This window comes from Rhodoferax bucti (assembly GCF_005876985.1).
Taxonomy (GTDB): domain Bacteria; phylum Pseudomonadota; class Gammaproteobacteria; order Burkholderiales; family Burkholderiaceae_C; genus Allorhodoferax; species Allorhodoferax bucti.
In genome coordinates this window covers 267,814-293,288 of sequence record NZ_VAHD01000003.1, presented here as the reverse complement: position 1 = coordinate 293,288, position 25,475 = coordinate 267,814, and the positions used below count along the sequence as shown (strand labels likewise).

Sequence of the window (25,475 nt, the reverse complement as noted above, 5' to 3'; positions counted from 1 at the left end):
TTTTGAGAATATAGAAAACGGTGGAATCATGAAGCTGGCGTTGGTACAGTGGCAACGCATCGTTCTTGGGCGCGGAGTCGCCCCGTTTACAGGGAGGCGTTGGACCATGGCAACAAAAAAGGTCGTCGTCATCGGCGGTGGTGTCGCAGGCATGAGCGCTGCCCACGAATTGGTGGAGCGGGGTTTTGAGGTGGAGGTGCTGGAGCGCAATCCCGACTATGTAGGCGGCAAAGCGCGCAGCGTGGACGTGCCGGGCTCCAACCAGATCGACCCCAACCGCTATTTGCCCGGTGAACACGGGTTCCGCTTTTTCCCGGGGTTTTATGCCCACATTACCGACACGATGCGACGCATTCCCACTGACCGGGGCTCGGTGTTTGACAACCTGGTGAGCACCGAGAGCGTGATGATTGCGCAGGCGGGTGACCAGCCGATCACCGTGCCGGTGAACTTTCCCAAGTCCTTGAAAGCGTTGACGGCTTTTTTCAAGGGCTTTCAGGAAATGAGCGAGGAGCTGAGTGACGACGATATCGCGTACTTCTCGGGCCGTGTATGGCGGTTGATGACCAGTTGCAAAGCGCGCTTTGACCAGGAGTACGACGGCATCAGCTGGTGGGACTTCACCGGGGCGGAGCACCGCAGTCCCGCCTACCAGCGTTTGCTGGCAGGCGGTTTAACCCGCAGCCTGGTCGCGTGCAAAGCCCACACGGCCAGCACGCGCACCGGAGGCGCCATCTTTTTGCAGCTCATTTACTTGATGATGGATGCAAGCAGCCAGCACACGGACCGGGTGCTCAATGCCCCCACCAATGAGGCATGGCTCACGCCCTGGATTGCGCATCTGAAAGCCCGGGGCGTACGCTATACCCATGGCGCCACCGTGACGGAATTGCAGGTGGATGCGGGCAAGATTGCCGGCGTGCGCTACACCGATGCCGCTGCGGCAAACCACACTGCGCGGGGTGACTACTATGTGCTGGCGGTGCCTGTGGAGCGTGCCGCATCGTTGGTGAGTCCCGCTTTGCTGGCGCTGGACCCGGGCTTGCAGAACATCATCAAGCTCGCGCCGAATGTGGAGTGGATGAACGGTATCCAGTTTTACCTGAACACCGAGTTGGACATGCACCGGGGGCACACCATTTTTTCGGACAGCAATTGGGCGCTCACCAGCATCTCGCAAAAGCAGTTCTGGCCCTTCTATGACTTGCGCGACCGGGGCAATGGCAAGGTGGTGTGTGTGCTATCTGTGGACATTTCAGACTGGGAGACGCCCGGCGATTTCAACCGCAAAGCGGCTCGCGATTGCACGCCCGAAGAAATCAAGGCGGAGGTGTGGGCGCAGTTGCAGCAGGAGCTGAATGTGGACGGGCACGAGGTGTTGCGGGACGACATGCTGGAGGCCTACTACTTGGACAGCAGCATCGTGCCGGTGGACATCCATTTCACAGAATCGATGCTGGCGGGTTTGACTGGTATGGAGCAAGAGAAGTTGCACAAGGTGTTCAACCTGGAGCCCTTGCTCGTCAACCAGGTGAATACGTGGAAGATCCGGCCTACCACAGTCACCAAGGTGCCGAATCTGTTTTTGGCCAGCGACTATGTGCAGACGTATACCGATCTGGCCACGATGGAGGGGGCTAACGAGGCGGCACGTCGCGCGGTCAATGGCATCTTGCGGGTGAGCCGTAGCAAGGCGAAGCGCTGTGAAATTTGGGCCATGCAACACCCAGTTTGGCTGGCCCCCTTCCGTTGGTGGGACTTTATGGCGCTAGTGGCGTCTAATGTGGTGCGTGACATTCGCCGGACTTTTTCAGGAGCCTAGTTCATGCCTGTGGGCGGCCACGAAACATCAGCAGCGTCGTTGATCCCGGTGACACCCGACGGGGTGCTGCTGAATCGTCGCGTTTTGCTGGTGCGCTTCAACACCGTAGTGGCTGTTTTTTCGTTGTTTTATTGCCTGGTGAGCTGGTACATCGGCTTCACTCCCGGCGCCATCATCATGGCGGGCAACGCTTTGTTGCTGCTGGTGAACGGCGTGTACCTGCGGCGTCATGGCAATGGTGCGTGGGGCGCACAGGCTTTTTTGTTCGTGAATTGTTTCGTGGCGGTTTTTGGCAGCACGTTTTATTCGGGCGGTCTCTATTCGCCGGTGCTGCCTTGGTTTGCGCTGGTGCCCTTGGCGGCCATTTTGTTGCTGGGTTTGGCGCGCGATATCTGGTGGTGGCTGGCCTTGCCCATGGTTTGTGTGGCGGGATTTGCGTACATGGCGCATCTGGGCGTGCACTCGCCCCAGCAAGTGGACGTGCGTTTCTCGGTGTTTTTTGCACTGACCTGTGTGCTCGGGCACATCGTGCTTTTGTTCACCTACGGCAATATGTTTGAGAGCACCAAAAACCTGGCTCTGGATGAAGCGGCCTTGCGGAATCAGGAGTTGCAGCAGGCCATCAAGCGCTTGAACCAGACCCGCGAGCACCTGGTGCAGCAAGAGAAACTGGCATCCTTGGGCGCCTTGGTGGCCGGTGTGGCGCATGAGTTGAATACGCCGATTGGCAATGCACTAACTACTTCCTCGTCGCTGGGACATGCCGCGCGCCAGTTGCAACAGAGTGTGGAGCGCGGGGAGTTGCGCAAATCAGCGTTGACGGAGTTTTTAAAGAACACCGAGGCGATGAATGACCTGGTGGTGCGCTCCTGTGAGCGGGCTGCCACGCTGATCACCAGCTTCAAGCAGGTGGCGGTCGATCAAACGTCGGAGCAGCGCCGTGAGTTTGAGGTGCTGCCGCTGGTGGAGGATAACGTGAACGCCTTGCGCCCCAGCTTCAAACATGCTGGGATCCAGATCGTATTGGAGATACCTAGTGGCATACGGTGCAACAGCTACCCCGGCCCCCTCGGCCAGGTGCTGGTGAATCTGGTGCAAAACGCGGTCATCCATGGGTTTGCGGACCGGGGTGGTGGCACGATTCGCATCACCGCCCATGCCGAGGACGATCGGGTGCACATGGCTGTGGAGGACGATGGACTCGGCATGAGCGAAGAAGTGCAAGCGCACATCTTCGATCCGTTTTTCACCACCCGGTTGGGCCAAGGCGGCTCCGGGCTGGGGCTCTCTGTGTCCCAAAACATCATGGTGATGGTGCTCGGCGGAACGATCGAGGTCCGCTCCAGCCCTGGGCAGGGAACGCGATTTACCCTGCGCTTCCCGCGCGAAGCATCGCGCAAGCCTGGAGAGCTTTTGTGAGTACGTTCAGTATTTTTTACCGCGCAACTCTTCCATGCGCTCATTGAAATACTTTTCCACGGTGTAGCGCTCCGAGAGCACCACTTCGCGGCGCGGATGTAAAAACAGGGGCAGAGAAATACGGGATTTGGTCGCGCCCGCACCTGTGGGGTTGAGCACCCGGTGCACGGTGCTGGGGTAGTAGCCGCCGGAGGCTTCGGCCAGCATGTCGCCGATGTTGACGATCAGAAGACCAAAGTCACAGGGCACATCGTGCCAAGCCTGGTCCTTGCCCAAGACCTGCAGGCCGGGTTCGGTAGCAGCGGGCAGGATAGTTAGCAGGTTGATGTCGCCATGGGCTGCGGCGCGCACGGCGCCGGGCTCTTCATCGCCACGCAGGGGCGGGTAATGCAGCACGCGGAGCAGGGTGTGGTCGCTGCCCTCAATCATGGCAGGCAGGGGCATGGAATACCGTGCCTTCACCTCTGCCGGTGAGTTTTCTTCTACCCAGTTCAGAAGCGTGGCGGCCAGGCTGGCGCCTTCGGCGTAGTAGTGTTGGGCAGCATCACTCACCTCTGCGGGGTAGCGGCCCCAGGGGTAGATATGAAAGAACTCTTTCAAATCCTTTTTGGTGAAGTTCTTGGCCGTTTCTGACACGCTGGGCGAGAAATAACCGTCATGCTTGACCGGGTCGTTGGGGTACTTTGCCTTGGCCTCGGTTTTGAAAAAGCCCAGCCATTCGGCATAAATGCTTTCCACCAGTTCCTGGCTCAAGGGATGGTTTTTTAGGACGCCGAAGCCAGTTTCATGCAGGCTTTTGCAAAACTCTTGTGGAGCGGTAGGGCTGCTGAAGTCAACGACGGGTAAGTGCATGACAGTTTCTCGCGCAATCAGATCGGTTGAGAAGGCGTTTACAGCCAGTTGGACATCAGGGTGGATTCAATCAGCTGCAAAGCCTCATCGGCCTTGAGCTGCAAGCAGGCGTGGGTGTCGGGCACCTCATCGCCCCAACCGGGTTGGGGGTAGAAGATGTCCTTGCGGCGCATCATGGTCTGGCCGTTGGCGGGGCCTTCCGTCGCCACGCGGATTCGGCCGGTCTGGATTTCAAACAGTTCGGGGTTGGTGAGCGCCACAAAGGCCAGCACGTCGTGTCCGAAGCAGCCGTGGATTTTGGCCACATGCGGGTAGATGCCGCTGTAGAAGTCCGCGTAGAAGCTCACGGCGTGGTGCAGAGTGTCGGTAGCGACGTGCTTATGGTGGTCTGCCACTTTTTTGAACAGGGCCAAGGGCACGATCAGCTGATGGGTGACATCCAGGCCCACCATGGTGAGCTTCCAGCCGGCAGTGAAAACAAAGTCGGCGGAGTGCGGGTCGTTCCAGATATTGGCTTCCGCCACGGGGGACACGTTACCGGGCTCCACGATGGTGCCGCCCATGATGATGACTTCTTGCAGCAACTGGGGCAGCTTGGGCTCCAGCTTCAGCGCGGTGGCGAGGTTGCCCAAGGGGCCAACAGCGACCAGGGTGATTTCACCGGGGTGGGCGCGGGCCATGTCCACAATGAACTGCGCGGACGGGCGGGGGTCCAGCACACTGGTGGTTGCCACGCGGGAGGGCAGGTTGCCCAAGCCGTCGCCACCGTGGATGAAGTCAGGAGGTGTGCCGGGCGCCTTGAGCCAAGGGGTCTTGACGCCGAGGGTGACGGGGATTTTTCTGCCGGCAATCTCGGTCAGGTACAGGCCATTGGTAGCTGCTTGCTCCACGGTGACGTTGCCGAAGGTGGTGGTGATGCCCACTACATCGATGCCGGGGTGTGCCAGCGCGTAATACAGCGCCATTGCGTCATCAACACCAGGGTCGGTGTCGTAAATTACTTTGCGTACGGTGTGTGCAGAGGTGTTGGTGCTCATGGTGTATCTCGCTACAAAAAAAGAAGTAAAACGGGTCAGCGCAAGCCGCAGTAAGCGCGCAAGACTTGCTCGGCTTCAGGATGCGTCAGGGGTGTGGTTGTTAGCAGGGCTTGGACTTCTGCGGTGTCGGGAATGCTGGATTGGGCGCCCCAACGCGTGCATGCGATGGAGCTGGACGCACTCGCAAAGCGCAATGCCTGCGCCAAGTCTTGGCCGTGGCTGAGGGCCGCTACCAAGCTGCCGCAAAAGGTGTCTCCCGCCCCGGTCGTGTCCACCGGGGTGATGGGAAAGGCGCTCTGCAGCGTGAGTGCACCGTTGTGGCGCGCGCAGCTGCCCCGGTGCCCCAAGGTGACCACCACGGTAGGGACTGCCAGGCGGGCCAGACACTCGGCAATGCTGCCATCGTGGCCCGAAACCACGGCTAGTTCTCCTTCGTTCACGATCAGCACATCCACGTGGGCCAGCAATTCAGCAGGTAATGCGCGGGCGGGTGCGGCGTTCAACACCACCTGCACGCCTTGGGCGCGGGCTGCATTGGCATAGGCGGCAACGGTGTCCAGAGGCGTTTCCAGCTGCAGTAGCAGGTGGGTAAAGCCTGTCAAAGCGGGCAGGTGCTCCGGACGCAGCTCTGCGTTGGCACCCGGTGCTACGGTGATGGCATTTTCTGCGTCGTCAGACACGCAAATGAACGCTGTGCCGGTCGGGTGCTCTGGCGTTCGCACAATGTGTAGGTGGACGCCAGCAGATTGCAAAGAGTGTTCAAGGGGCGTGGCAAATGCATCATCACCCAGCCCCAGCAGCATGTGAGTGGCCGCGCCGCCAGCACGTGCGCTGGCGACTGCCTGGTTCGCTCCTTTGCCTCCGGGAAAGGTCTTGAAGTCGCGCCCCAGCACGGTTTCACCCGGGGCGGGAATGTGATGGGCGCGGACCACAAAGTCCAGATTGGCAGAGCCAGCCACAAGTATCATCAACAGCACTCCCTGATTGCGAAACCGCTTATTTTGACGCTGATTTCGCGGGTGCTGAATAAGTCCATCGATATAGACCCCCCATGAACTCTGCCTTGTCTGATGTCTTTCGTTCCATCACCGTGGTGGGAGGCGCCAATATGGACATCAGTGCCAAGGCCCGCAGCGCCATGACTGCGGGGGACTCCACGCCGGGCACCATTCACTATTCCGCTGGCGGCGTGGGACGCAATATCGCGGAGAACCTGGCGCGTCTTGGTGTAGCGGTGGAGTTGCTCTCGGTGGTGGGCGACGATGCCTTTGGCAGCCAGTTGCTCACCACCACTGCGCTTGCAGGGGTGGGCGTTGCCTCGGTGTTCACTTTGCCCGGAGAGCGCACTGCGACCTACCTGGCCATGCACCAACCGGATGGTGAAGTGGCCATGGCGGTCAACGATATGGGCATCTTGCAGCGATTGACGCCCGTAATGTGCGAGCAATCGCCTGCGCTCGGTGCAGCGAGTGCCTGGCTGCTGCTGGATTGCAATTTGCCGGAGCCTACGCTGCATTATTTGCTGGGCTTGGGGCGCACCGTGGTGGTCGATGGAGTGTCCGTCGCCAAGTGCATGCGTATCGCCGGCAGTCTTGCGCGCATTCATCTGCTCAAGCTCAACCACCTGGAAGCAGCCGCCCTGAGCGGTTTGCCACTGGACACGCCAGCTCAGTGTGAGGCGGCGGTGCAGCATTTTATGGACCAAGGAGTAGCTAAAGTCATCATCAGCCATGGGGCTGCAGGCTTGGCTTGGGGGCAACAGGGCGCTGCGCCCCGGTTTCGCACCTCTCGCAGTGTCCCGGTGGTGAGCAGCACCGGAGCGGGCGACGCTTTGCTGGCAGGCGTGGTGGCCTCGGTGTGGCGGGGCTGGAGTATGGAAGGGGCGATAGATTACGGCGTAGCCTGCGCGGAGATCACACTTTCAAGTACATTCGCCAACTCTCCGGAATTGACAGACGCCGCAGTGCGGCAACACATGAGCGCAACAGCATGACCCTGAATCCCTATCTCGATATCGCACCGGAAGTGCGCCATGCCTTGGATAACGGCTTGCCCGTGGTGGCGCTGGAGTCCACCATTATTTCGCACGGCATGCCGTATCCGCAGAATGTGCAAACGGCACTGCAGGTGGAGGCTGAGGTGCGCGCGCATGGTGCCGTGCCAGCCACGATTGCGATTGTGAATGGGCGTTTGAAAGCCGGTTTGTCGGTGGCAGACATTGAGCAATTGGGTCGCAGTGGCCGAGAGGTGGTCAAGGTAAGCCGGCGCGATGTTCCGTTCATCGTGGCCGCTGGTGCGACGGGTGCTACCACGGTAGCGTCCACCATGATCATTGCCGCGATGGCGGGCATTCGCGTATTCGCGACCGGTGGCATCGGGGGCGTACACCGCGGTGCGCAGGAGAGCTTTGATGTGTCTGCCGACCTGCAGGAGCTGGCGCGCACCCCCGTGGCGGTGGTTTGTGCAGGTGCCAAGTCCATTCTGGATTTACGCCTGACCCTGGAGTACCTCGAAACCCATGGCGTGCCAGTGGTGGGCTACCAGACGTCGGCCTTGCCTGCTTTCTTTACGCGCGACAGTGCGTTCCATGTGGATTACCGCTTGGACACCCCCGCCGAGATCGCCCGGGTGTTGCATGCGAAGTGGAGCATGGGCTTGGACGGTGGCATGGTAATTGCAAACCCCATCCCTCCTGAATTTGCCATGCCGCGTGATGCCATTGATACCGCGATTGAACAAGCCCTGGCGGAGGCTAAGGCCCAAGGCGTGGGCGGAAAAGAGTCCACGCCTTTCTTGCTTGCAAGGGTGTGTGAGTTGACGGGCGGGGATAGTTTGGCGTCCAACATCCAATTGGTGCTGAACAATGCCCGACTTGCCAGCGCAATTGGTCAGTCTTTGCTGGACGCGCGCCGCACGGCGGCTTGAAGTACGTATTTGATGCGGGTTAGGGCGTGTATAAGCACTGAGTTATATACGGAGAAGCCCTGATGCGGACACTGGGACCCACTGTGATTCTTGAACTACAGTGTGGCGTTGTCTGCGGTAAGCAGCAAATGGGTAAGAAAAGGCGGCATTCGTGCCGCCGGATGGTTGGTCAAACTGATTTTTTTAACTTGATTAAGAACTGAGAGAAACTATGAACGTGAAATCTCCTGTGCGCATGACACTGTTGGCCGCTACCTTGGCTGCAAGCTTCCAGGCTATCGCGGCAGACCCTGCCGTGGTGTTCGATATGGGCGGCAAGTTCGACAAGTCTTTCAACGAAGCGGCCTACAACGGTATCGAAAAGTGGAAGAAAGAAACCGGCAAGAAATACCTGTCGTTCGAAATCACCAACGAATCCCAGCGCGAGCAGGCTATCCGCCGCATGGCAGAGCGTGGTGCCAGCCCCATCATCGGTATCGGTTTCGGCCAGGCTTCCAGCATTGAAAAAGTGGCCAAGGAATTCCCCAAGCTGCAATTCGCCATCATCGACATGGTTGTAGACCTGCCGAACGTGCAGTCCGTGGTGTTCAAAGAGCAGGAAGGCAGCTTCCTGGTGGGCACGATTGCAGCCTTGTCTAGCAAGTCCGGCAAAGTCGGCTTTGTGGGCGGCATGGATATTCCCTTGATTCGCAAGTTTGAATGCGGCTACAAGCAGGGTGCCCTGTTCGCCAACCCCAAGGCGGAGGTTGTGGGCAACATGACTGGTACCACCGGTGCAGCTTGGAACGACCCCGCACGCGGCGGCGAGTTGGCCAAGGCCCAGTTCTCCCAAGGTGTGGACGTGGTGTTTGCCGCCGCCGGCGGCACCGGTATCGGCGTGTACCAAGCCGCCAAGGACAGCGGCAAGCTGGCCATCGGTGTGGACAGCAACCAGAACCATCTGCAGCCAGGCACGATGCTTACCTCTATGCTCAAGCGTGTGGATACTGCGGTGTACAACGTGGCCAAGGGCCACAAAGCAGGCTTGACCGTGTTGGGCTTGAAAGAAGGCGGCGTGGATTACGCAGTGGATGCCAACAACGCCAAGTTGATCACTCCTGATATCAAAAAGAAGGTGGAAGCTGCCAAGGCTGACATCATCAGCGGCAAGATCAAGGTCGCAGATTTCATGGCAGACAACGCCTGCAAACTGTAATCCAACGGATAGATGTTCAGCGGCCTGCGTGTCGCTGAGCGTTGGTCCAGCTTGGTTTGAAAGCCCGCGGTGCTGATACGTACCGTGGGCTTTTCGCTTCAATGCAAGAGCCCCTTGAGGAGCAGGATTTGAGTTCAGAGAGCACAACACCGCGAACCACGCCCCCCCCGGCGATTTATATGCAAGGTATCCATAAGCGCTTCGGCGCAGTGGCCGCCAATGCAGAGGTGGATTTGCGCGTCGCCGCCGGTACGGTGCACGGTATCGTGGGAGAAAACGGTGCGGGTAAAAGTACCTTGATGTCCATTCTGTATGGCTTCTACCAAGCCGACAGTGGCGTGATTGAGGTGCAAGGCCAGCGGGTCATGATTCGCAATGCAGATGATGCGATTGCGCAAGGCATTGGCATGGTGCACCAGCACTTTATGCTGGTCGACACCTTGACGGCGCTGGAAAATGTGATGCTGGGTGCCGAGCCGCACTGGCTGTTGCACAAGGCGGATGCCCGGGTGCGCGCCAAGCTGGATACGCTCATGCAGGCCACGGGTCTGCAAGTGCAGCTGGACGCGCTGGTCAGCGACTTGCCGGTTGGCGACCGCCAGCGCCTCGAAATTCTCAAAGCCTTGTACCGTGGCGCCAAAATTTTGATTTTGGATGAACCCACTGCGGTGCTGACTCCCCAGGAAACCGAGCACCTGTTCAAGGTGCTGCGGGTGCTGCGCGGCCAGGGGACGACGATTTTGTTGATTACCCACAAGCTCAAAGAAGTCATGGGCTTGTGTGACCACGTTACCGTCATGCGCGGTGGCCGGGTAGTGCAGGAATTGCCGATTGCGCAAGCCTCGGTGGAAGGTTTGGCCGAAGCCATGGTGGGCCGCAAGGTGCACATGGGCCGCATCGAAGGCGAGGTGCTCAGGGCAGGCGATACCCTGTTGTCGGTGCGTGATGTGGTCGTGAAAGACGCCTTGCAGGTCGTGCGCCTGCATGGATTGAACCTGGATTTGAGCGCTGGCGAGATCGTGGGTGTGGCGGGTGTCTCCGGTAACGGACAAAGCGAGTTGCTGGATGTCTTGTCCGGATTGCTTACTCCAGACTCTGGGACCCTGCGCCTGGGCTCTGCAAGCTTTGCGGCCCCGGTGTGGTTGGACCCGCAAAAGGCCCGTGAACTGGGCTTGGCGCATGTACCTGAAGACCGCCACGCCCGCGCGATGGTGATGGATTTTGTGGCCTGGGAATCCGCAGTGTTGGGCTACGACAATTTGCCCGCCTACTCTCGCGCAGGCTGGATGTCGCACCGCGGTATGCGCCAAGCGACAGCGGCGTTGATGGAGCGTTTTGACGTGCGCCCACGTGATCCTGAGCTTAAGAGCAGCAAGTTTTCGGGCGGCAATCAGCAAAAGCTGGTGCTGGCGCGCGAGTTGGGGCAGGCGCCCAAGGTGCTGCTGGTGGGGCAGCCTACCCGGGGGGTGGACATTGGCGCGATTGAATTCATTTACTCCCAGCTCCGGGCCATGCGCGATGCAGGTTGTGCGGTGCTGGTGGTATCCAGCGAATTGGATGAAATTTTGGCACTCTCAGATCGGGTGATTGTGATGAACCAAGGGCGTGTAACCGGTGAGTTGGCCATTGAAGACTGCACCGAAGCAGGTATTGGCCTTTTGATGACGGGAGGCCCGCAATGAGCGCCACCAGTTACTCCTTGCCACGATGGGCCGACCTAGTGCTGTTGCCCGTGGTCTGCCTGGCGGTGGCCTTACTCGCAGCGGCCGGCGTGGTAGCCCTTGTGGGGCAAGATCCGGCCGAGGTGCTCTCTGTACTCGTTCAAGGGGCCTTTGGCAGCCAGCGGGGCATCAGCTATACGCTGTACTACGCCACCACTTTTATCTTTACTGGGTTGGCGGTGGCTGTTGCCTTTCATGGCGGACTGTTCAACATCGGTGGAGAAGGGCAAGCCATTTTGGGTGGTCTGGGCACTGGCTTGATGGCCTTGTGGTTGTCCCACAGCCTGCCGGCATGGGCTATGTTGCCTTTGATGTTGTTGAGTGGGGCTTTGTTCGGTGCCGCTTGGGCTGCGGTGCCGGCCTATTTGCAAGCCTACCGGGGCAGCCATGTGGTGATTACGACCATCATGTTCAATTTCATCGCCAGCAGTTTGCTGGTGTATTTGTTGGTGAACGTGCTGCGTCCGGCCGGGTCTATGTCCGTGGAAAGTGCGGCCTTCGCTGCGTCTGCCAAGTTACCGGGCGTGCATGAAGTATTGGCCTCGCTGGGGGTGGAGTGGGATGCTTCCCCCCTGAACCTGAGTGTGCTGTTGGCGCTCCTGGCGTCACTGGCGGTCTACTTGTTTTTGTGGCGCACGCGGGCTGGATACCGCTTGCGTGCGGTGGGCTCCAGCCAGAGCGCCGCAGAGTATGCAGGCATCAATGTGCGCCATCAGATTGTGATCGCCATGGCCATTTCGGGCGCCTTGGCGGGTATGGTGGGTATGAATGAAATCGCCGGTGTCAACGGCAAGCTGCTGCTGGAGTTTGTGAGCGGCGCGGGCTTTACCGGTATTGCCGTGGCACTCATGGGGCGCAATCACCCGGTAGGCATTATTGTTGCCAGCGTGCTGTTTGGCGCCCTTTTCCAGGGCGGTGCGGAGGTGGCGTTTGAGGTACCAGGTTTCAGCCGGGAGATGGTGGTGATGTTGCAGGGCTTTATCGTGTTGTTTTCGGGCGCCATGGTGTACGTGATTGCACCGCTTTTGGCCCGTGTGCTGTCGTGGGGCTTGAAGTCGGGGGTGCAACATGGATGAAGCCTTGTTCGCAGCCATGCTGGCCTCTACCTTGCGGGTATCCACCCCCTTGATTTTGTGTGCGCTGGCGGGCTTATTTTCTGAGCGCTCCGGCGTGGTGGATATCGGTCTGGAGGGCAAGATGCTGTTTGCCGCATTCGCAGCTGGCGCGGCCGGGGCAGCCTACCAATCCACGACGCTCGCCTTGTGTCTCGGTGTGCTGGTGGCGGTGGCCTTGTCTTGGATGCACGGGTTGGCCTGTGTCAGCCATAAGGGCGATCAGGTGGTCTCGGGTGTGGCCATCAACATCATCGCGGCGGGTATGACGGTGGTGCTGGGCATCGCCTGGTTCGCCCAGGGCGGGCAAACGCCGCCGGTGACAACAGAGGTGCGTATCAAGGCCCTGTTTCCTGGTCTGCAGGACGCGATGAGCAGTATTCCGCTGGTCGGGCGTGTCGTGGGGGAGGGCTTGCTAAGCCATAACGCTTTGGTGTACCTCGCCCTCGCGCTGGTGCCGGCGTCCTGGTGGTTGCTCTTTCGCACCCGCTTTGGTCTGCGCTTGCGGGCGGTGGGCGAGAACCCGCAGATGGTGGATGCCGCCGGGGTCTCGGTTACGGGCTTGCGTTATGCCGCTTTGACCATCAACGGCGTGTTGTGTGGCCTCGCGGGTGGCTACTTGGTGCTCGCGCAAAGTGCCAATTTTTCAGCCAATATGACGGCCGGCCGTGGCTTTATGGCGCTGGCCGCTTTGATTTTTGGTCGCTGGCATCCGGTCGGCGCCTTGTGGGCCTGTTTGCTCTTCGGCTTCCTGGACGCGGCGGCTATCCGTTTGCAGGGCGTGCAGATCAGCGGCTTTGGTGAGGTGCCGGTGCAGTTCATCCAAGCGCTGCCTTATGTGCTGACGGTGGTGTTGCTGGCCGGCTTTATCGGCAAGGCCGTGGCTCCCCAGGCGCTCGGTCGCCCTTACTCCAAGGAGCGTTGAGGCCCTACAGGTTTCACGGTTCACATGGCAATCACGGTATGGGTCAAAGTGGTGGGTTTTAGCGATGCCGAGCGGCACTCGCTGAACACCATTTTCCGCGTCTCCCGCCCCGACGGGCCGAACTATGTGCTGTGGACGCCGGACGACGCGGCATCCCCCAACGTGGCGGTGATCGATGTGGACAGCTACGAGGCCGGGCTGGACTTGGTCTCGCCCGGGTTCAACCCGCATTTGAAGATGATTGCAGTGGGTGACTCCGCCCCTTTGGGAGCCTGGCGGGCGGTGCAGCGGCCGGTAGATTGGGCGGGTATGGTGCAGATGCTGGACGAGCTCTTTGCCAGCCACCCGGAGGTGGACATCGACTTGTTTGCCGACACCTCGCCGGCTGCGCTCACATCGCCACCCGGGCTGCGCACTGCATTGCTGGTGGGTATTCCGCTGGAGAGTGCGTATTACCTGCGCGCCCGTTTGTCGCTGGCGGGTGTGCTGTTGGTGGATGAAGTGCAAACTCTGGCGCAATGTAGCGACAAACTGGCCGCCCGCGACTACGCCTTGGCCGTGGTCTACGTAGACCCGGCGACCCAAGACCCGTGGCGCCATGCCAAGTATTTGCAGGATTTGCCGTCCCCGCCCGACACCGTGCTGGGCGTGATGCCCGCCCCGGATTTCCGGGCCCAGCGTTTGTCGGAGAGCATGGGCTGTGCCGCCTTGCTGGAGGTGCCTTTCAACCCCCAGCAGGTGATTGCGGCATTGCAGCGGGTCTAGTGCGTTACATGCGTGGCTCTCGCGGGCACCACGCTAATTGCTGTCTGACTCTGCTTCCCGCAACGTGCGGCGCTTGCGCAGGCGCTGGGCATCCATGGACCGTGCCAGGCTGGTTTCCACAGGCCACGGCTCATGGCACAGGCGTGCTGCAATCAACTCGGCCCCGAGGGCAGAAAACGTCAAACCCCGCGCACCCATGCCGGCATGCATCCACAAGCCATTGCGCCCCTCTGCGTCTACCGGCCCGGCCAGTGGCAGGCGGTCGTGCGTAACGCAGCGTGTGCCGGACCAGCTTTGCACGGTGCCCGCCTGAAACTGTGGTGCTAGCGCATGGGCGGCCTCGGGCAAAAGCTGCTCCAGCCGCTGCAAGTTGCCGGCGTGTTGGGCACCAACCGGTGCCAAGTGGTGTGCTTGGAGCGAAGCAGCCGTGGGTTCCGCATCCGGCTCAAAACTGGAGCCAGCCAGCCACCCCATACCCGCGCCGGAGTCCGGCATGGGGATGAAGCAGCCGTGCCCGTTATGGGGCATAGCCCAGGCAGGCCCTGCAGCCCCCTCGGGCGCATTTCCCAGGGTGGCCGTGCCGTGTACCGCTTGGAGGTCGCCCAGGGTCAAGGGCAAAGTGGTGGCGCGGTGCGGCGCCAGGGTTTCTGCGTTTAGCAGGGCGCGCACGCCATAGGCCTGCGCGAATACGACTGTGTCTGCTGCGGCCAAGGTCACGCCTGCAGCGTCGGTCAGCGCCCAGGTGTCGCCATCGCGGGTGATTTGGTGCACCTCTGCATGGTGGCGCACGGTAATGCGCTCGTGAGCGAGCCATGCCTCAATCAGCGCGCGGGGTTTCACCCATCCCGCCTGGGTATGCATGCGGTCGGGGCCATCCCCCATGCGGTGCTCGTGCACACCGCTCAACCCCCATTGTTCGCCCTCGGTTAGCAAGCTCGCAGCGTGTTGCAGCATCAAACGTGCCCCCACGCGCGAGAGGCGTGAGCGCGGGCTGTCGTCTGCAGAAATGTGGGGTACCACCAAACCCACCGGCAAGCCGGAGGCGCCGGCGGCGGCGCGGGCAGCACGCTCCAACACCGTCACTCGCCAACCTCGGCGTGCCAAGGCATAGGCCACACTGGCCCCGGACAAGCCCGCTCCCACCACGCAGCAGTGCGGTGTACGCCCCGGGTCAAGAGGCACTGGCGGCTCCTTGGCCCCCAAAGACCATGCCGGGTCGAAGGTCGCCCGCAGCCTTGTGCCCCTGGCATTAACCTGTACGTTGACAAAGCCCGCTTCCCCCAGCCACTGCGCATGGGGGCCGGGCGGGAGCTGTGCGACAAGGCTTGCGCCGCGGGCGCATACGCGGGCCAGGGCGCGGGCGCTCCATTTGTCCCAGAGGCGGTCTTGCGCCTCGAACCACACCGTGTTCGCATACAAGCGGTGGTCGCTTAAAAAAGAGCTGCTCTCGCCAATGCACAGTGTGAGCGAGACCTGCCCTTCGCTCAGCAGCAAGCGGTGAATGCCGGGTGCGCGTTGTGCCGCTGCCGCGTGCAGGACGGCGTAGTGCATGGCCTCGTCCGCGCTCGGCGCGTGGGCTGGCGCAGTGGTGCTGAAGGCGTGCGCGTAATCGGTTTCGGTAATGTGACCCACGTAATGCAGCAGGGTGGGGCGCTGTGGGTCATTGCGCCAGGTCTGCCACACGGCCATGAAGCGCTGGCCTGCGTCGAACCGGGTGTCCAGCACGGTCCATGCCCGCTGGCCGGCCCATGCGGTGAGCTCCGCGGGTGCTTGCACCTCAGGCGCTGGGGGGAACGTAGCCTTGTGCAGCGTCGGCACCGTCGCCGAAAAAGTGGTTTTCCATTTGGCGGGCAAGGTACTGGCGAGCGCGGGCATCGGCCAAGTTCAGGCGGTTTTCATTGACCAGCATGGTCTGGTGCTTGAGCCAGGCCGCCCAGGCTTCTTTGCTCACGCTTTCCCAGATGCGTTTGCCCAGCTCACCGGGGTAGGGCGCAAAATCCAGGCCTTCAGCCTCTTTGCCCAGCTTGATACAGTTAACGGTGCGTGCCATGGGGAAACCTCATCGATGGTGTGAAAACGAAAGGCCGAATCTTATTCGCTTTGAACTCACCCACGGCGATTGCGGGAACTTCAGCGCCTAAGATGGCACCAAAATGTACAAGGCCCGTGCCCGCAGCGGGCTGGGCTCAACCCACAAGGACACAATTTTGAATTTGGTTTTCAGCTGGATGGACAACGCGCCCCGCCGCGCGTTCGGGATGGTGGCACTGGCCTGTGTGGCCATGCTGGTGTTTGGTCTATATCTGCAACATGTGGTCGGCCTGGAGCCATGCCCCATGTGCATCGTGCAGCGATATGCTCTCATTTTGGTAGCTGCTTGCGCAGCGTTGACGGGCGCTAGCAGCCGAAAAGGCTTGCATATCACAGGTGGGGCTCTCATGGTTGTACTCGCCGTTGCTGGTGCTTATGTGGCGGCCCGCCAGAGTTGGTTGCAGTGGTACCCGCCCGAAGTAGTGTCCTGTGGCCGTGACCTCTACGGCATGATCGAAACCTTCCCCCTCAAGCGCGCATTGCCCATGATCTTCCGGGGTGGGGGCGACTGCAGCAAGGTGGATTGGACCTTCCTGGGCGGCACGATTGCCAATTGGTCCTTCGTGTGCTTCAGTGCCTTTGCCGTGTTTGGCAGCCTCATGGTCTGGCGCAGCGCCCGCATGCGCTGACTCGGGAATCCGGCCGCGCTAGCGGCCGGCAATGAGCCCAGACGCCCTCAGCTCAGCTTCTTGACCAGCACTTGACTCTTGCGGTCCCAGTTGTATTTGCGCTTGCGGGCTTCCGGCAGCCAGTCCGGGTCCACCTGCACAAAACCGCGCTTGATGAACCAGTGCATGGTCCGTGTGGTCAGCACAAAAATGCTGTCCAGCCCGGCTGCCTTGGCGCGTTGCTCCACGCGCTTCAATACGCGCTCGCCGTCGCCCTGGCCTTGCACATCGGGTGACACGGTGAGGGCTGCCATTTCGGCCGTTTTGGCTTCCGGGTAGGGGTAGAGCGCTGCGCAGGCAAAGATGACGCCGTCGTGCTCGATGATGGTGTAGTTGCCGGCGTCCCGCTCGATTTCGGTGCGGCTGCGCTTGACCAGCGTGCCATCTTTCTCAAAGGGCTCAATCAGTTGCAGGATGCCGCCCACGTCTTCCTCGGTGGCTTCACGCAGCTCTTCGAGCTTTTCGTCCACCACCATGGTGCCGATACCGTCGTGCACATACACCTCCAGCAGGATCGCGCCATCCACCGCAAACGGGATGATGTGGCTGCGCTCCACGCCGTTTTTGCACGCCTTGACACAGTGCTGCAGGTAGAACGCAACGTCGGTGGGTTGGTTGGCTGCTGGTAGCTCCTTGAGCAGTTTTTCAGCCGCAGCCAGCGGCAGCTCGGTGTCAATCGGGTTGTCTTCACTGGCGGGCTGCGTTGGGTCCATGCGGATGCCGGGCACCTCGGTCAAAAAGATCAGCTTGTCCGCCTGCAGGGCTGTGGCCACACTGGTCGCCACTTCTTCCATGGTCAGGTTGAAGGCCTCGCCGGTGGGTGAAAAACCGAAAGGGGACAGTAGCACCATGGCGCCCATGTCCAGGGTTTTGGTGATGCCGGCAATGTCCACCTTGCGCACCAGACCGCTGTGCTGGAAGTCCACGCCATCCACAATGCCCACCGGGCGCGCGGTGATGAAGTTGCCCGAAATCACCCGTACCGTGGAGTCCGCCATGGGCGTGTTGGGCAGCCCTTGGCTGAAAGCGGCCTCAATTTCGTAACGCAGCTGGCCGGCAGCCTCTTGCGCGCAGTCCAGCGCCACTTCGTCGGTGATGCGGATACCGTGGCTGTATTTGGGGGTGTGGCCCTTGGCCAATAGCTGCTCATTGACCTGCGGCCGGAAGCCGTGCACCAGCACAATCTTCACGCCCATGCTCTGGATCATGGCCAGGTCCTGGGCCAAGTGCGGCAGCTTGCCCGCCGCAATTGCTTCACCGGCAATGCCCACCACAAAGGTCTGGTTGCGGAACTTGTGGATGTACGGCGCAACCGAACGGAACCAGGGCACAAAGGTGAAGTTGAAGACAGAAGTCATTGAGGGGCGGGGGAGGCCGGTAAGGGTTTGTCAGGACTGGGATAATCCGCAATTCTCTACGAAGACCACGCCTTGACTGCCAGCCCCTTGCAAATCGAATTCCCAGAGTCGCTCCCGGTGTCGGGCAAACGCGACGAAATCATGGACGCCATTGCGGCGCACCAAGTGGTCATCGTCTGCGGGGAAACCGGCTCGGGCAAGACCACCCAGCTGCCCAAAATCGCGCTCGCCATGGGCCGCGGCAAGTTGAATTACCCGGCGGGCCAGCGCGGCAAGCTCATCGGCCACACCCAGCCCCGCCGCATTGCGGCCAGCAGCGTGGCCAAGCGCATTGCCGAAGAGCTGAAAACGCCACTGGGCGATGTAGTGGGCTACAAGGTGCGCTTTAACGACCGGCTGGGCAAAGACGCTTCGGTCAAGCTGATGACGGACGGTATTTTGCTGGCCGAGACGCAGACCGACCCGCTACTCAACGCCTACGACACCATCATCATCGACGAGGCGCATGAGCGCTCGCTCAACATCGACTTCTTACTGGGTTACCTGCGCCAGATCCTGCCGCGCCGCCCGGACCTGAAGATCATCGTCACCTCGGCCACGATCGATGCGCAGCGCTTTGCGGATCATTTTGCGAGCCGACCGGCGCTGGGCCGCCCCAAGCCGGGCGACGCCCCCTCGGGGGGCAGCGACCCGCAAAGCGGCGGAGCCTGGGGGCCTTTGACGCCAGCGCCGGTGATTTTTGTGTCCGGCCGCATGTTCCCGGTGGAGCAGCGCTACCGCCCGTTTGAAGAAAGCCGCGAGTACGACCTGAACAACGCCATTGCCGATGGGGTGGATGAGCTGTGGCGCGACCCGCATAACCAAGGCGACATCCTGGTCTTTCTGCCCGGCGAGCGCGAAATCCGCGAGGCAGCCGACCACCTGCGTAAACACTTGAGCCACCAGCCGGTCATGCGCAATGCCGAAGTGCTGCCCCTGTTTGCCCGCCTGAGCCCGGCGGAACAGGACCGCATTTTTGACGGCCACACCGGCCGTCGCATCGTACTGGCCACCAACGTGGCGGAAACCTCGCTTACGGTGCCAGGCACCCGATACGTCATTGACGCAGGTACAGCACGCGTGAAGCGCTACAGTTTCCGCAGCAAAGTGGAGCAGCTGCTGGTAGAGCCCATCAGCCAGGCAGCAGCCAACCAGCGCGCCGGCCGTTGCGGGCGCGTGGCCAACGGTATCTGCATACGCCTGTACGACCAAAAAGACTTTGACGGTCGCCCGCGCTTTACCGACCCGGAAATATTGAGGTCCTCGCTGGCAGGCGTCATCCTGCGCATGAAGTCGCTGCATCTGGGCATCGTGGAAGATTTCCCGTTTTTGGAGCGCCCCAGCGGCCGTGCCATTGCCGATGGTTACCAGCTGCTCAATGAGTTGGGGGCCGTGGACGATGCGAATGAACTGACGCCTTTGGGCCAGGAACTCAGCCGCCTCCCATTGGATCCGCGCGTAGGCCGCATGCTGCTGGAAGCCCGTGGCCGCGAGGCCTTGGACGAAGCGCTGGTGATTGCCAGCGCCTTGAGCGTGCAAGACGTCCGTGACCGACCCATGGAGGCCCAGCAACAGGCGGACCAAGCGCATCAAAAGTTTGACGATGAAAAGAGCGAGTTCACTGGCTACCTGAAGCTATGGAAGTGGATTCACGACGCACGTGGCGGCGCCTCACCCGCCGCCCCGGGAGTTGGGGGCGGCGCACGTTCTGCGCAGGTCAAGGAGGAGCCCGCGCAGCGGGCGGGGGACACGGAGCAGAGCGTGCGCCGCCCCCAACTACCAGCGAGCGCAAATACGCACAAGTTAAGCAACCGCCAATACGAACAACTCCTGCGCCAAAACTTCGTCAACATCCGCCGCGTGCGCGAGTGGAAAGACATTTACACCCAACTCCACACCGTAGTGGCCGAACACAAATGGCGCCTGAATACCAAGCCCGCCAGCTATGAGCAGCTGCACCTGTCCATGCTGTCCGGCCTGCTGGGCAACGTGGGCTGCAAGCTCGAAGAAGGCCAAAACGGTGAATATCTGGGCGCACGCAGCATCAAGTTTTTTGCCCACCCCGGCGCCCACCTGACCAAAAAACCGGGCAAATGGATCGTCGCAAGCGAGCTAGTGGAAACCACGCGCCTGTTCGGCCGCGGCATCGCCGCCATAGAGCCCCAATGGCTAGAGCAAGTAGGCGGCCATCTGCTCAAGAAACAGCTGCTGGACCCGCATTGGGAAAAGAAAGCCGCCGAGGTCGTGGCGCTGGAGCGGGCCACGCTCTACGGCATCGTGGTCTACAGCGGCCGGCGCGTGAACTACAGCCGTGTGGACATGGCCGGCGCGCGGGAAATCTTCATCCGTGAAGCGCTGGTCGGCAAAGAATGGGAAACCACGCTGCCCTTTCTGGCCGCCAATCACAAGCTCATCAAACAAGTCGAAGAACTGGAGCACAAAGCCCGCCGCCAGGACGTGCTGGTAGATGACGAGCTGATCTACGCCTTTTACGACCAGCAATTGCCCGCCGATGTGTGCAGCGGCTACAGCCTGGAGCGCTGGTACCGCGAGGAAAGCAAAAAGCCGCAGTACTACGAGGGCGCTGGATTGGCAGAGCGCTCTGCTCCGTGTCCCCCGAGCCCTGCGGGCTCTCCTCCTTTACCTGCGCAGAACGCTCTGCCAACCCAGCTTCATGCGTGCAAGCTGCTTCGCCTGACCCGCGAAGAGCTCATGCGCCACGAGGCGGCAGGCATTACGACTGCGTCGTTCCCCAAAACCATCCGTTTGGGTGGCGTGGACTGTGCTGCAACTTACCTCCATGAACCCGGCGATGCCCGCGACGGCCTGACCGTGACCGTGCCCTTGTTTGTGCTGAACCAGGTGAACGACGAGCGCTGCGAATGGTTGGTGCCCGGCATGCTCAAGGACAAGGTGCAGGCCCTGCTGAAGACCCTGCACCAGCGCCCGCGCAGCCGCCTGGTGCCGCTGCCCGACACTGCGTCCAAGTTCGCCGAAGTCCTGAATGCGCCAGAGAAGTTTGGTACTGGCGGCTTGGTGGAAGCCGTGCTCAAGCTGGTGCGGGAAGCCACGTCGCTGGACATTGTGAAAGCCGACATCAAGGTCGACATGCTCAGCCCGCACTTCTTCATGAACTTCCGCGTGGTCGATGAACACGGCCGCCAGTTGGGCCATGGCCGCAACCTGGGTGCATTGAAAGCCGAGCTCGGCAGCCAAGCCCGCGGTGCCTTCCAAGCGCTAGCCAGCTTGAAGCTGGCCCAAAACCAGACTGCGAGCCAGGAACAGAGCAGCGCTAGAGCAAGCGGGATGACTGGGCGTTCTGCGCAGGTTAAGGGGGAGACCGCGCAGCGGTCGGAGGACACGGAGCAGAACGCCCAGTCATTCCGCGCCCCAGCGCCCGCCAACAATGCGCAAGCAGCTACAAAAAACGTAGCAAATGCCAACACGCCCAAAAACAGCGCCCCAAGCATCCTCGATAGCCGCTTTACCGCCTGGACCTTCGGCGAGCTGCCCGAGTTGCTGGAAATCCGCAAGGGCGGCCAAACGTTGATCGGCTTCCCAGCACTCATAGATGCCGGAGACTCGGTCACGGTCGAAGTGTTTGACGAACCCGAAGTAGCTGCCGCCAAACACCGCGCCGGCCTGCGCCGCCTGTTTGCCATCCAGATCAAGGACGCACTCAAGTACCTCGAGAAGAACATCCCGGACCTGCAAAAAATGGCGGTGAGCTACATGAACGTGGGCAAGGCCGACAACGGAAGCGGCGGAGGTACCGTGGAAGAGCTGCGTGAGCAAATCATCGCGGTGGCGCTGGACCGAGCCTTCCTGTTAGACCCGCTGCCCACCGACGAATTCGCCTTCAAACGGCGGATTGAAGAAGGGCGGGGGCGCCTGACGCTGATCGCCAACGAAGTGGCCCGCATGGCGAGTGTGATCCTGCTGGAGTACGCCACCGCTGCTCGCAAGATCAAGGACACCAAAAACGCGCCGGATGCCACGAGTGACGCCCAGCAGCAGATCAACCGCCTGATTCCCAAGAAGTTTTTGCAGGCCACGCCCTGGGATCGCTTGCAACACCTGGCTCGCTACCTCAAGGCCATCACGCTGCGGCTGGACAAATACCGTGCCGACCCGGCCCGCGATGCTGCCCGCCTGACCGAACTGCGCCCGCAAGAGCAACGCTACTGGCGGCTGGTGGCGGAGCGCAAAGGCGCGGTCGATGAGCGCATGCAGGAGTTCCGCTGGTTGCTCGAAGAATTGCGCGTCAGCTTCTTTGCCCAAGAGCTGCGCACGCCCCAGCCGGTGAGTGTGAAGCGGCTGGACAAGGCCTGGGCGCAGATCCAGAGCTAGCTGTCTTCCCTGAGAGCTCAGCCCTCGGGCGGTAGCAGCATGGCAATGCGCTCGCTGATGGAGTCCGCCCGCTCGTGGCCGGCAATTTCTTCCACGGCGCTGATCATGTCGCGCGCTGCAGCCAGCATGGATTCGCGGTCTTTGGCGTTGCGCAGTGCTTCGCGGAACGCTTCGGCGCGCGCCGGGTCGCGGCGCACAAACATGCGCTCGCAAATATCGAACAAAAACATGCGCGTGGTCGCCAGCGAGCGCTTGCCCTCGAAGTTGTCAGCGGCCACGGGGGGCGCGGGCTCCACCGTCGCGGTCAACGTGGGCGCGCTCTCAGCGGGTGGTTTGAGTTTGCTACCGGCTTCCGTTTTCCGCGTGGCCTCCTGGCTGCTGGCGGGCGCACGCACCTCGTGGCGCGCAGGTGCAAGCGGCTCGCGCAGCGTGATGGGGCGGCTCAAGTCCAGGCCGACCAGGTAGCCGGTATCGATGAGCTGCCTGGCCAGTTGCTGGGCTTGGCCGTTGAACAGGTGGTCGATCGTCTGCAAGGTGTTTTTGCCATCGGCAAGGATGAGCATGGTGCGCTCCCGCTGCCCCAGCGTGCGGCTACCACCCTGCAATTCGGCCCGTGCTTTGTCGGTTTTGAGTAGTTGCATGGTCTATCTCCAACGAAGGTCGGATTACAACCATGCCAAGTGACAAATCGGTGAAGGCGGTGGTGCCGGAGCGTCCGCTCACCGCCGCACACCGTCGTCCGACGCCGTTCAGCGCGGCAACACCCGCAGCAGGCGGCCGGGTGCCTGGTCGGTGAGCAGGTACAGCCAGCCATCGGGGCCTTGGCGCACATCGCGCACCCGCTCGCCCAAGGACTGCAGATGCCGGGTTTCCCGCAGCATCGTGCCGGCAAACGGCGCACTCAGCTCCAGGCGCGCCAGGTACCCGAATTTGAGGGAGCCCACCACCAGATTGCCCGTCCATGCCTTGCCGTAGCGGGCGCTGGTGACAAAGGCCATGCCCGAGGGGGCTATGGAGGGCGTCCAGTGGTGCAGCGGTTGCTCCATGCCCGCTTGCGCAGTCAGGCCGCTGCCGATGGGGCCGCCGCCATAGTTTTCCCCATAGGTGATCACCGGCCAGCCATAGTTGCGCCCGGCCTGCAGGAGGTTGATTTCATCGCCACCTTGGGGGCCATGTTCGATTTCCCACAGAGTGCCATCGGGTGCCTGCACCAAGCCTTGCGGGTTGCGGTGGCCGTAGCTCCATATCTCTGGCCGGGCTCCGGCGGGGCGAGTGCTGGCGCCGGCAAAAGGGTTGTCGGTAGGTACGCCGCCGTCTTTGTGGATGCGGATCATCTTGCCATGGTGGTTGTCCAGGCGCTGGGCGTCGTCTTTGCGGCTGAAGCGTTCGCCCAGTGCAAGGTACAGGCTACCGTCCGAGGCTCCTTGGCGTTGGCCCTCGGCGATGCGGCAGCCGAAATGGGCGTTACTCGCTACCTTGGGCTGTTGGCTGAAAATGACTTGCACATCGGTGAGGCTGCGGGTGTCTTCGCTCAGGCGTGCGCGGGCCATGGCGGTGCTGTTGCCGCCCGCGCCCGGCTCGGCGTAGCAGAGGTAGAGTTGCCGGTTGCGCGCAAAGTCGCTGTCCAGCAGCACATCCAGCAAGCCTCCTTGGCCCCGCGCATCCACGGCAGGCACACCGCGGATGGGCGGCCCCACGCGGCCTTGTGCATCCACCACCCGCAGGCGGCCCGGCCGCTCGGTCACCAGAAACTGGCCGTCCGGCAAAAAGGCCAGGGCCCAGGGGTGCTCCAGGCCGCTTGCCACCGTCTCGGTGCGCAACGCATCAGCCTGCACGCCCCAGGTACATAGCGCGAGGCCCACCGCCACTGAGGCGCGCCGTGCTGGGAGGGACAGGGTGAAAATCATATGAAATATGCCTCTAGCGCTCGTGGAATATGCGCAAGTAGCTATAAAAATGATAGTGAATGGGCAGACCTTCTGGTCTTATAAGGTTTTCAGGCGCTCCAGGGCGGAGTGCAGGGTGGCATCCTGCTTGGCAAAGCAAAAGCGCACCACGCGCTGGTCAAAGCCATTGCCGTAAAACGCTGACAGCGGGATGGCCGCTACGCCCACCTCGCGGGTGAGCCATTGGCAGAAGTCGGCTTCGTTCAGGTCGCTTACCTCGGAAATATCGATGCACTGGAAGTAGCTGCCCTGGCTGGGCAGCAGCTTGAAGCGGGTGCCGGCCAGCCCGGCGCGGAACAGGTCGCGCTTGCGTTGGTAGAACGCGGGCAGGTTGGTGTAGGGCGCGGGATCGGCCAGGTAAGCTGCCAAGGCGTGCTGTACCGGGGTGTTGACGGTGAATACGTTGAACTGGTGCACCTTGCGGAATTCGGCGGTCAAGGCGGCAGGCGCTGCCACGGTGCCCACTTTCCAGCCGGTCACGTGGAAGGTTTTGCCAAAGCTGGACACCACAAACGCGCGTGCTGCCAAGCCGGGAAACCGCGATGCGCTCTCGTGCTGCTGCCCGTCAAACACCATGTGCTCGTACACCTCGTCGCTGATGAGCAGTATGTTGGTGGGGGCGAGCAGGTCTTGCAGGGCCAGCATGTCAGCCCGGCTCCACACGGTGGCGCTGGGGTTGTGTGGGGTGTTGATCAGGATCGCCCGCGTTTTGGGCGTGATGGCCGCGCTGATCTTGGCAAAGTCGGGGCGGAAGGTGCCGGGCGTCAGGGGCACCCGCACCACGACGCCGCCAGCCAGCTCAATGTTGGGTACATAGCTGTCGTAGCAAGGCTCCAGCACAATCACTTCGTCACCCGGATGTACGACGGCCAGAATGGCCGTGATGATGGCCTGCGTGGCACCCGCGGTGATGGTGATTTCACTGTCGGGTTGGTAGGTCTTGCCGTGCAGCGCCTCAATTTTGGTCGCCACGGCCTGTCGCAGCACCGGCACACCCGCCATGGGCGGGTACTGGTTGTGCCCGGCTTGCATGGCAGCCGTCACAGCGTTCACCAAGGCGGGGTCGCAAGCAAAGTCCGGAAAACCTTGGCCGAGATTTACCGCTTTGTGCTCAGCGGCTAATGCCGACATGACGGTAAAGATGGTCGTGCCTACGTTGGGCAGGCGGCTGGTGAGCGAGGGTGTAAAAGCAGTGGTCATGAAATCACGCAGTGCAGGAGTGAAGTGTCTTGTTCAGTGCCAACGCGGAA

At 61.4% G+C, this 25,475-nt stretch carries 20 protein-coding genes; 11 read left to right on the top strand and 9 right to left on the bottom strand.

Annotation, left to right across the window (positions count from 1 at the left end; genetic code table 11):
- Window positions 1-106 precede the first annotated feature (106 nt).
- Together FDM28_RS12395 and FDM28_RS12390 are read left to right on the top strand one after the other, a co-directional pair.
- Window positions 107-1,822, top strand: coding sequence for a hydroxysqualene dehydroxylase (locus tag FDM28_RS12395; protein WP_170211742.1), 1,716 nt, complete (start codon window positions 107-109; stop codon window positions 1,820-1,822).
- Between the two features lie 3 nt (window positions 1,823-1,825).
- Window positions 1,826-3,241, top strand: coding sequence for a sensor histidine kinase (locus FDM28_RS12390; RefSeq protein WP_138515522.1), 1,416 nt, complete (start codon window positions 1,826-1,828; stop codon window positions 3,239-3,241).
- 6 nt (window positions 3,242-3,247) lie between these two features.
- Here the strand turns inward: FDM28_RS12390 and FDM28_RS12385 are convergent, their stop codons facing one another.
- The 3 genes from FDM28_RS12385 to FDM28_RS12375 are packed head-to-tail and all read right to left on the bottom strand — an operon-like array spanning window position 3,248 to window position 6,098.
- On the bottom strand, window positions 3,248-4,093 hold the full coding sequence (locus FDM28_RS12385; protein WP_138515520.1) for a 2OG-Fe(II) oxygenase family protein: 846 nt from the start codon (window positions 4,091-4,093) through the stop codon (window positions 3,248-3,250).
- Between the two features lie 38 nt (window positions 4,094-4,131).
- Window positions 4,132-5,130, bottom strand: a complete 999-nt coding sequence (locus FDM28_RS12380) for a nucleoside hydrolase (protein WP_138515518.1) — start codon at window positions 5,128-5,130, stop codon at window positions 4,132-4,134.
- Window positions 5,131-5,165: 35 nt separating this feature from the next.
- A complete protein-coding gene (locus FDM28_RS12375; RefSeq protein ID WP_138515516.1) occupies window positions 5,166-6,098 on the bottom strand; it encodes a ribokinase in 933 nt (310 codons plus the stop codon).
- Between the two features lie 83 nt (window positions 6,099-6,181).
- On the opposite strand from FDM28_RS12375, the gene FDM28_RS12370 reads away from it, so the two are divergent.
- From FDM28_RS12370 to FDM28_RS12340, 7 genes are all read left to right on the top strand, one after another.
- On the top strand, window positions 6,182-7,123 hold the full coding sequence (locus tag FDM28_RS12370; protein ID WP_138515514.1) for a carbohydrate kinase family protein: 942 nt from the start codon (window positions 6,182-6,184) through the stop codon (window positions 7,121-7,123).
- A 2-nt stretch (window positions 7,124-7,125) separates the two neighbouring features.
- Window positions 7,126-8,055, top strand: coding sequence for a pseudouridine-5'-phosphate glycosidase (locus FDM28_RS12365; RefSeq protein ID WP_420853027.1), 930 nt, complete (start codon window positions 7,126-7,128; stop codon window positions 8,053-8,055).
- 211 nt (window positions 8,056-8,266) lie between these two features.
- Complete coding sequence (locus FDM28_RS12360) at window positions 8,267-9,250, top strand: BMP family lipoprotein (protein WP_138515510.1); 984 nt, start codon at window positions 8,267-8,269, stop codon at window positions 9,248-9,250.
- A 179-nt stretch (window positions 9,251-9,429) separates the two neighbouring features.
- Window positions 9,430-10,932 carry an ABC transporter ATP-binding protein gene (locus FDM28_RS12355; RefSeq protein WP_240791994.1) on the top strand — a complete coding sequence of 501 codons (1,503 nt, stop codon included), beginning with the start codon at window positions 9,430-9,432 and terminating at the stop codon, window positions 10,930-10,932.
- Window positions 10,929-12,047: an ABC transporter permease gene (locus FDM28_RS12350; RefSeq protein ID WP_138515506.1), complete on the top strand. Its 1,119-nt coding sequence runs from the start codon at window positions 10,929-10,931 to the stop codon at window positions 12,045-12,047. The genes FDM28_RS12355 and FDM28_RS12350 overlap by 4 nt, the downstream gene beginning before the upstream one ends.
- Window positions 12,040-13,008 (top strand): ABC transporter permease, encoded by a 969-nt coding sequence (locus FDM28_RS12345; RefSeq protein WP_138515504.1) that lies wholly within the window; start codon window positions 12,040-12,042, stop codon window positions 13,006-13,008. The genes FDM28_RS12350 and FDM28_RS12345 overlap by 8 nt, the downstream gene beginning before the upstream one ends.
- Before the next feature lie 24 nt (window positions 13,009-13,032).
- Window positions 13,033-13,773, top strand: coding sequence for a hypothetical protein (locus FDM28_RS12340; RefSeq protein ID WP_138515502.1), 741 nt, complete (start codon window positions 13,033-13,035; stop codon window positions 13,771-13,773).
- A gap of 33 nt (window positions 13,774-13,806) precedes the next feature.
- Here FDM28_RS12340 and FDM28_RS12335 read toward each other — a convergent pair whose 3' ends face one another.
- Both FDM28_RS12335 and FDM28_RS12330 read right to left on the bottom strand, forming a co-directional pair.
- On the bottom strand, window positions 13,807-15,549 hold the full coding sequence (locus FDM28_RS12335) for an FAD-dependent oxidoreductase (protein ID WP_170211740.1): 1,743 nt from the start codon (window positions 15,547-15,549) through the stop codon (window positions 13,807-13,809).
- Between the two features lies 1 nt (window position 15,550).
- A complete protein-coding gene (locus tag FDM28_RS12330; RefSeq protein WP_087493783.1) occupies window positions 15,551-15,823 on the bottom strand; it encodes an oxidative damage protection protein in 273 nt (90 codons plus the stop codon).
- 178 nt (window positions 15,824-16,001) lie between these two features.
- Between FDM28_RS12330 and FDM28_RS12325 the strand changes: the two genes are divergently transcribed.
- Window positions 16,002-16,493, top strand: a complete 492-nt coding sequence (locus FDM28_RS12325) for a disulfide bond formation protein B (RefSeq protein WP_138516283.1) — start codon at window positions 16,002-16,004, stop codon at window positions 16,491-16,493.
- 47 nt (window positions 16,494-16,540) lie between these two features.
- On the opposite strand, the gene argA is transcribed toward FDM28_RS12325, so the two are convergent.
- Entirely contained in the window at window positions 16,541-17,890 is a 1,350-nt protein-coding gene (argA, locus tag FDM28_RS12320; RefSeq protein WP_138515499.1) for an amino-acid N-acetyltransferase, read from the bottom strand.
- A gap of 141 nt (window positions 17,891-18,031) precedes the next feature.
- On the opposite strand from argA, the gene hrpA reads away from it, so the two are divergent.
- On the top strand, window positions 18,032-22,279 hold the full coding sequence (gene hrpA, locus FDM28_RS17970) for an ATP-dependent RNA helicase HrpA (RefSeq protein ID WP_420853026.1): 4,248 nt from the start codon (window positions 18,032-18,034) through the stop codon (window positions 22,277-22,279).
- A 17-nt stretch (window positions 22,280-22,296) separates the two neighbouring features.
- On the opposite strand, the gene FDM28_RS12305 is transcribed toward hrpA, so the two are convergent.
- The 3 genes from FDM28_RS12305 to FDM28_RS12295 all read right to left on the bottom strand — a co-directional run bounded on the left by FDM28_RS12305 (window position 22,297) and on the right by FDM28_RS12295 (window position 25,425).
- Complete coding sequence (locus tag FDM28_RS12305) at window positions 22,297-22,920, bottom strand: hypothetical protein (RefSeq protein ID WP_138515497.1); 624 nt, start codon at window positions 22,918-22,920, stop codon at window positions 22,297-22,299.
- Window positions 22,921-23,028: 108 nt separating this feature from the next.
- Window positions 23,029-24,186 (bottom strand): PQQ-dependent sugar dehydrogenase, encoded by a 1,158-nt coding sequence (locus FDM28_RS12300; protein ID WP_138515495.1) that lies wholly within the window; start codon window positions 24,184-24,186, stop codon window positions 23,029-23,031.
- A 78-nt stretch (window positions 24,187-24,264) separates the two neighbouring features.
- The gene (locus FDM28_RS12295; protein WP_138515493.1) at window positions 24,265-25,425 is read right to left on the bottom strand and encodes a pyridoxal phosphate-dependent aminotransferase; all 1,161 of its coding nucleotides are present in this window, start codon (window positions 25,423-25,425) and stop codon (window positions 24,265-24,267) included.
- Between the last annotated feature and the right edge of the window lie 50 nt (window positions 25,426-25,475).

Coding starts and splice junctions, on each gene's coding strand:
- FDM28_RS12300 (WP_138515495.1), bottom strand. CDS start 24,186: ATGATTTTCACCCTGTCCCTCCCAGCACGGCGCGCCTCAGTGGCGGTG.
- FDM28_RS12295 (WP_138515493.1), bottom strand. CDS start 25,425: ATGACCACTGCTTTTACACCCTCGCTCACCAGCCGCCTGCCCAACGTA.
- hrpA (WP_420853026.1), top strand. CDS start 18,032: ATGGACGCCATTGCGGCGCACCAAGTGGTCATCGTCTGCGGGGAAACC.
- FDM28_RS12340 (WP_138515502.1), top strand. CDS start 13,033: ATGGCAATCACGGTATGGGTCAAAGTGGTGGGTTTTAGCGATGCCGAG.
- FDM28_RS12350 (WP_138515506.1), top strand. CDS start 10,929: ATGAGCGCCACCAGTTACTCCTTGCCACGATGGGCCGACCTAGTGCTG.
- FDM28_RS12395 (WP_170211742.1), top strand. CDS start 107: ATGGCAACAAAAAAGGTCGTCGTCATCGGCGGTGGTGTCGCAGGCATG.
- FDM28_RS12325 (WP_138516283.1), top strand. CDS start 16,002: ATGGACAACGCGCCCCGCCGCGCGTTCGGGATGGTGGCACTGGCCTGT.
- FDM28_RS12355 (WP_240791994.1), top strand. CDS start 9,430: ATGCAAGGTATCCATAAGCGCTTCGGCGCAGTGGCCGCCAATGCAGAG.
- FDM28_RS12305 (WP_138515497.1), bottom strand. CDS start 22,920: ATGCAACTACTCAAAACCGACAAAGCACGGGCCGAATTGCAGGGTGGT.
- FDM28_RS12345 (WP_138515504.1), top strand. CDS start 12,040: ATGGATGAAGCCTTGTTCGCAGCCATGCTGGCCTCTACCTTGCGGGTA.
- FDM28_RS12370 (WP_138515514.1), top strand. CDS start 6,182: ATGAACTCTGCCTTGTCTGATGTCTTTCGTTCCATCACCGTGGTGGGA.
- FDM28_RS12385 (WP_138515520.1), bottom strand. CDS start 4,093: ATGCACTTACCCGTCGTTGACTTCAGCAGCCCTACCGCTCCACAAGAG.
- FDM28_RS12360 (WP_138515510.1), top strand. CDS start 8,267: ATGAACGTGAAATCTCCTGTGCGCATGACACTGTTGGCCGCTACCTTG.
- FDM28_RS12380 (WP_138515518.1), bottom strand. CDS start 5,130: ATGAGCACCAACACCTCTGCACACACCGTACGCAAAGTAATTTACGAC.
- argA (WP_138515499.1), bottom strand. CDS start 17,890: ATGACTTCTGTCTTCAACTTCACCTTTGTGCCCTGGTTCCGTTCGGTT.
- FDM28_RS12375 (WP_138515516.1), bottom strand. CDS start 6,098: ATGATACTTGTGGCTGGCTCTGCCAATCTGGACTTTGTGGTCCGCGCC.
- FDM28_RS12330 (WP_087493783.1), bottom strand. CDS start 15,823: ATGGCACGCACCGTTAACTGTATCAAGCTGGGCAAAGAGGCTGAAGGC.
- FDM28_RS12390 (WP_138515522.1), top strand. CDS start 1,826: ATGCCTGTGGGCGGCCACGAAACATCAGCAGCGTCGTTGATCCCGGTG.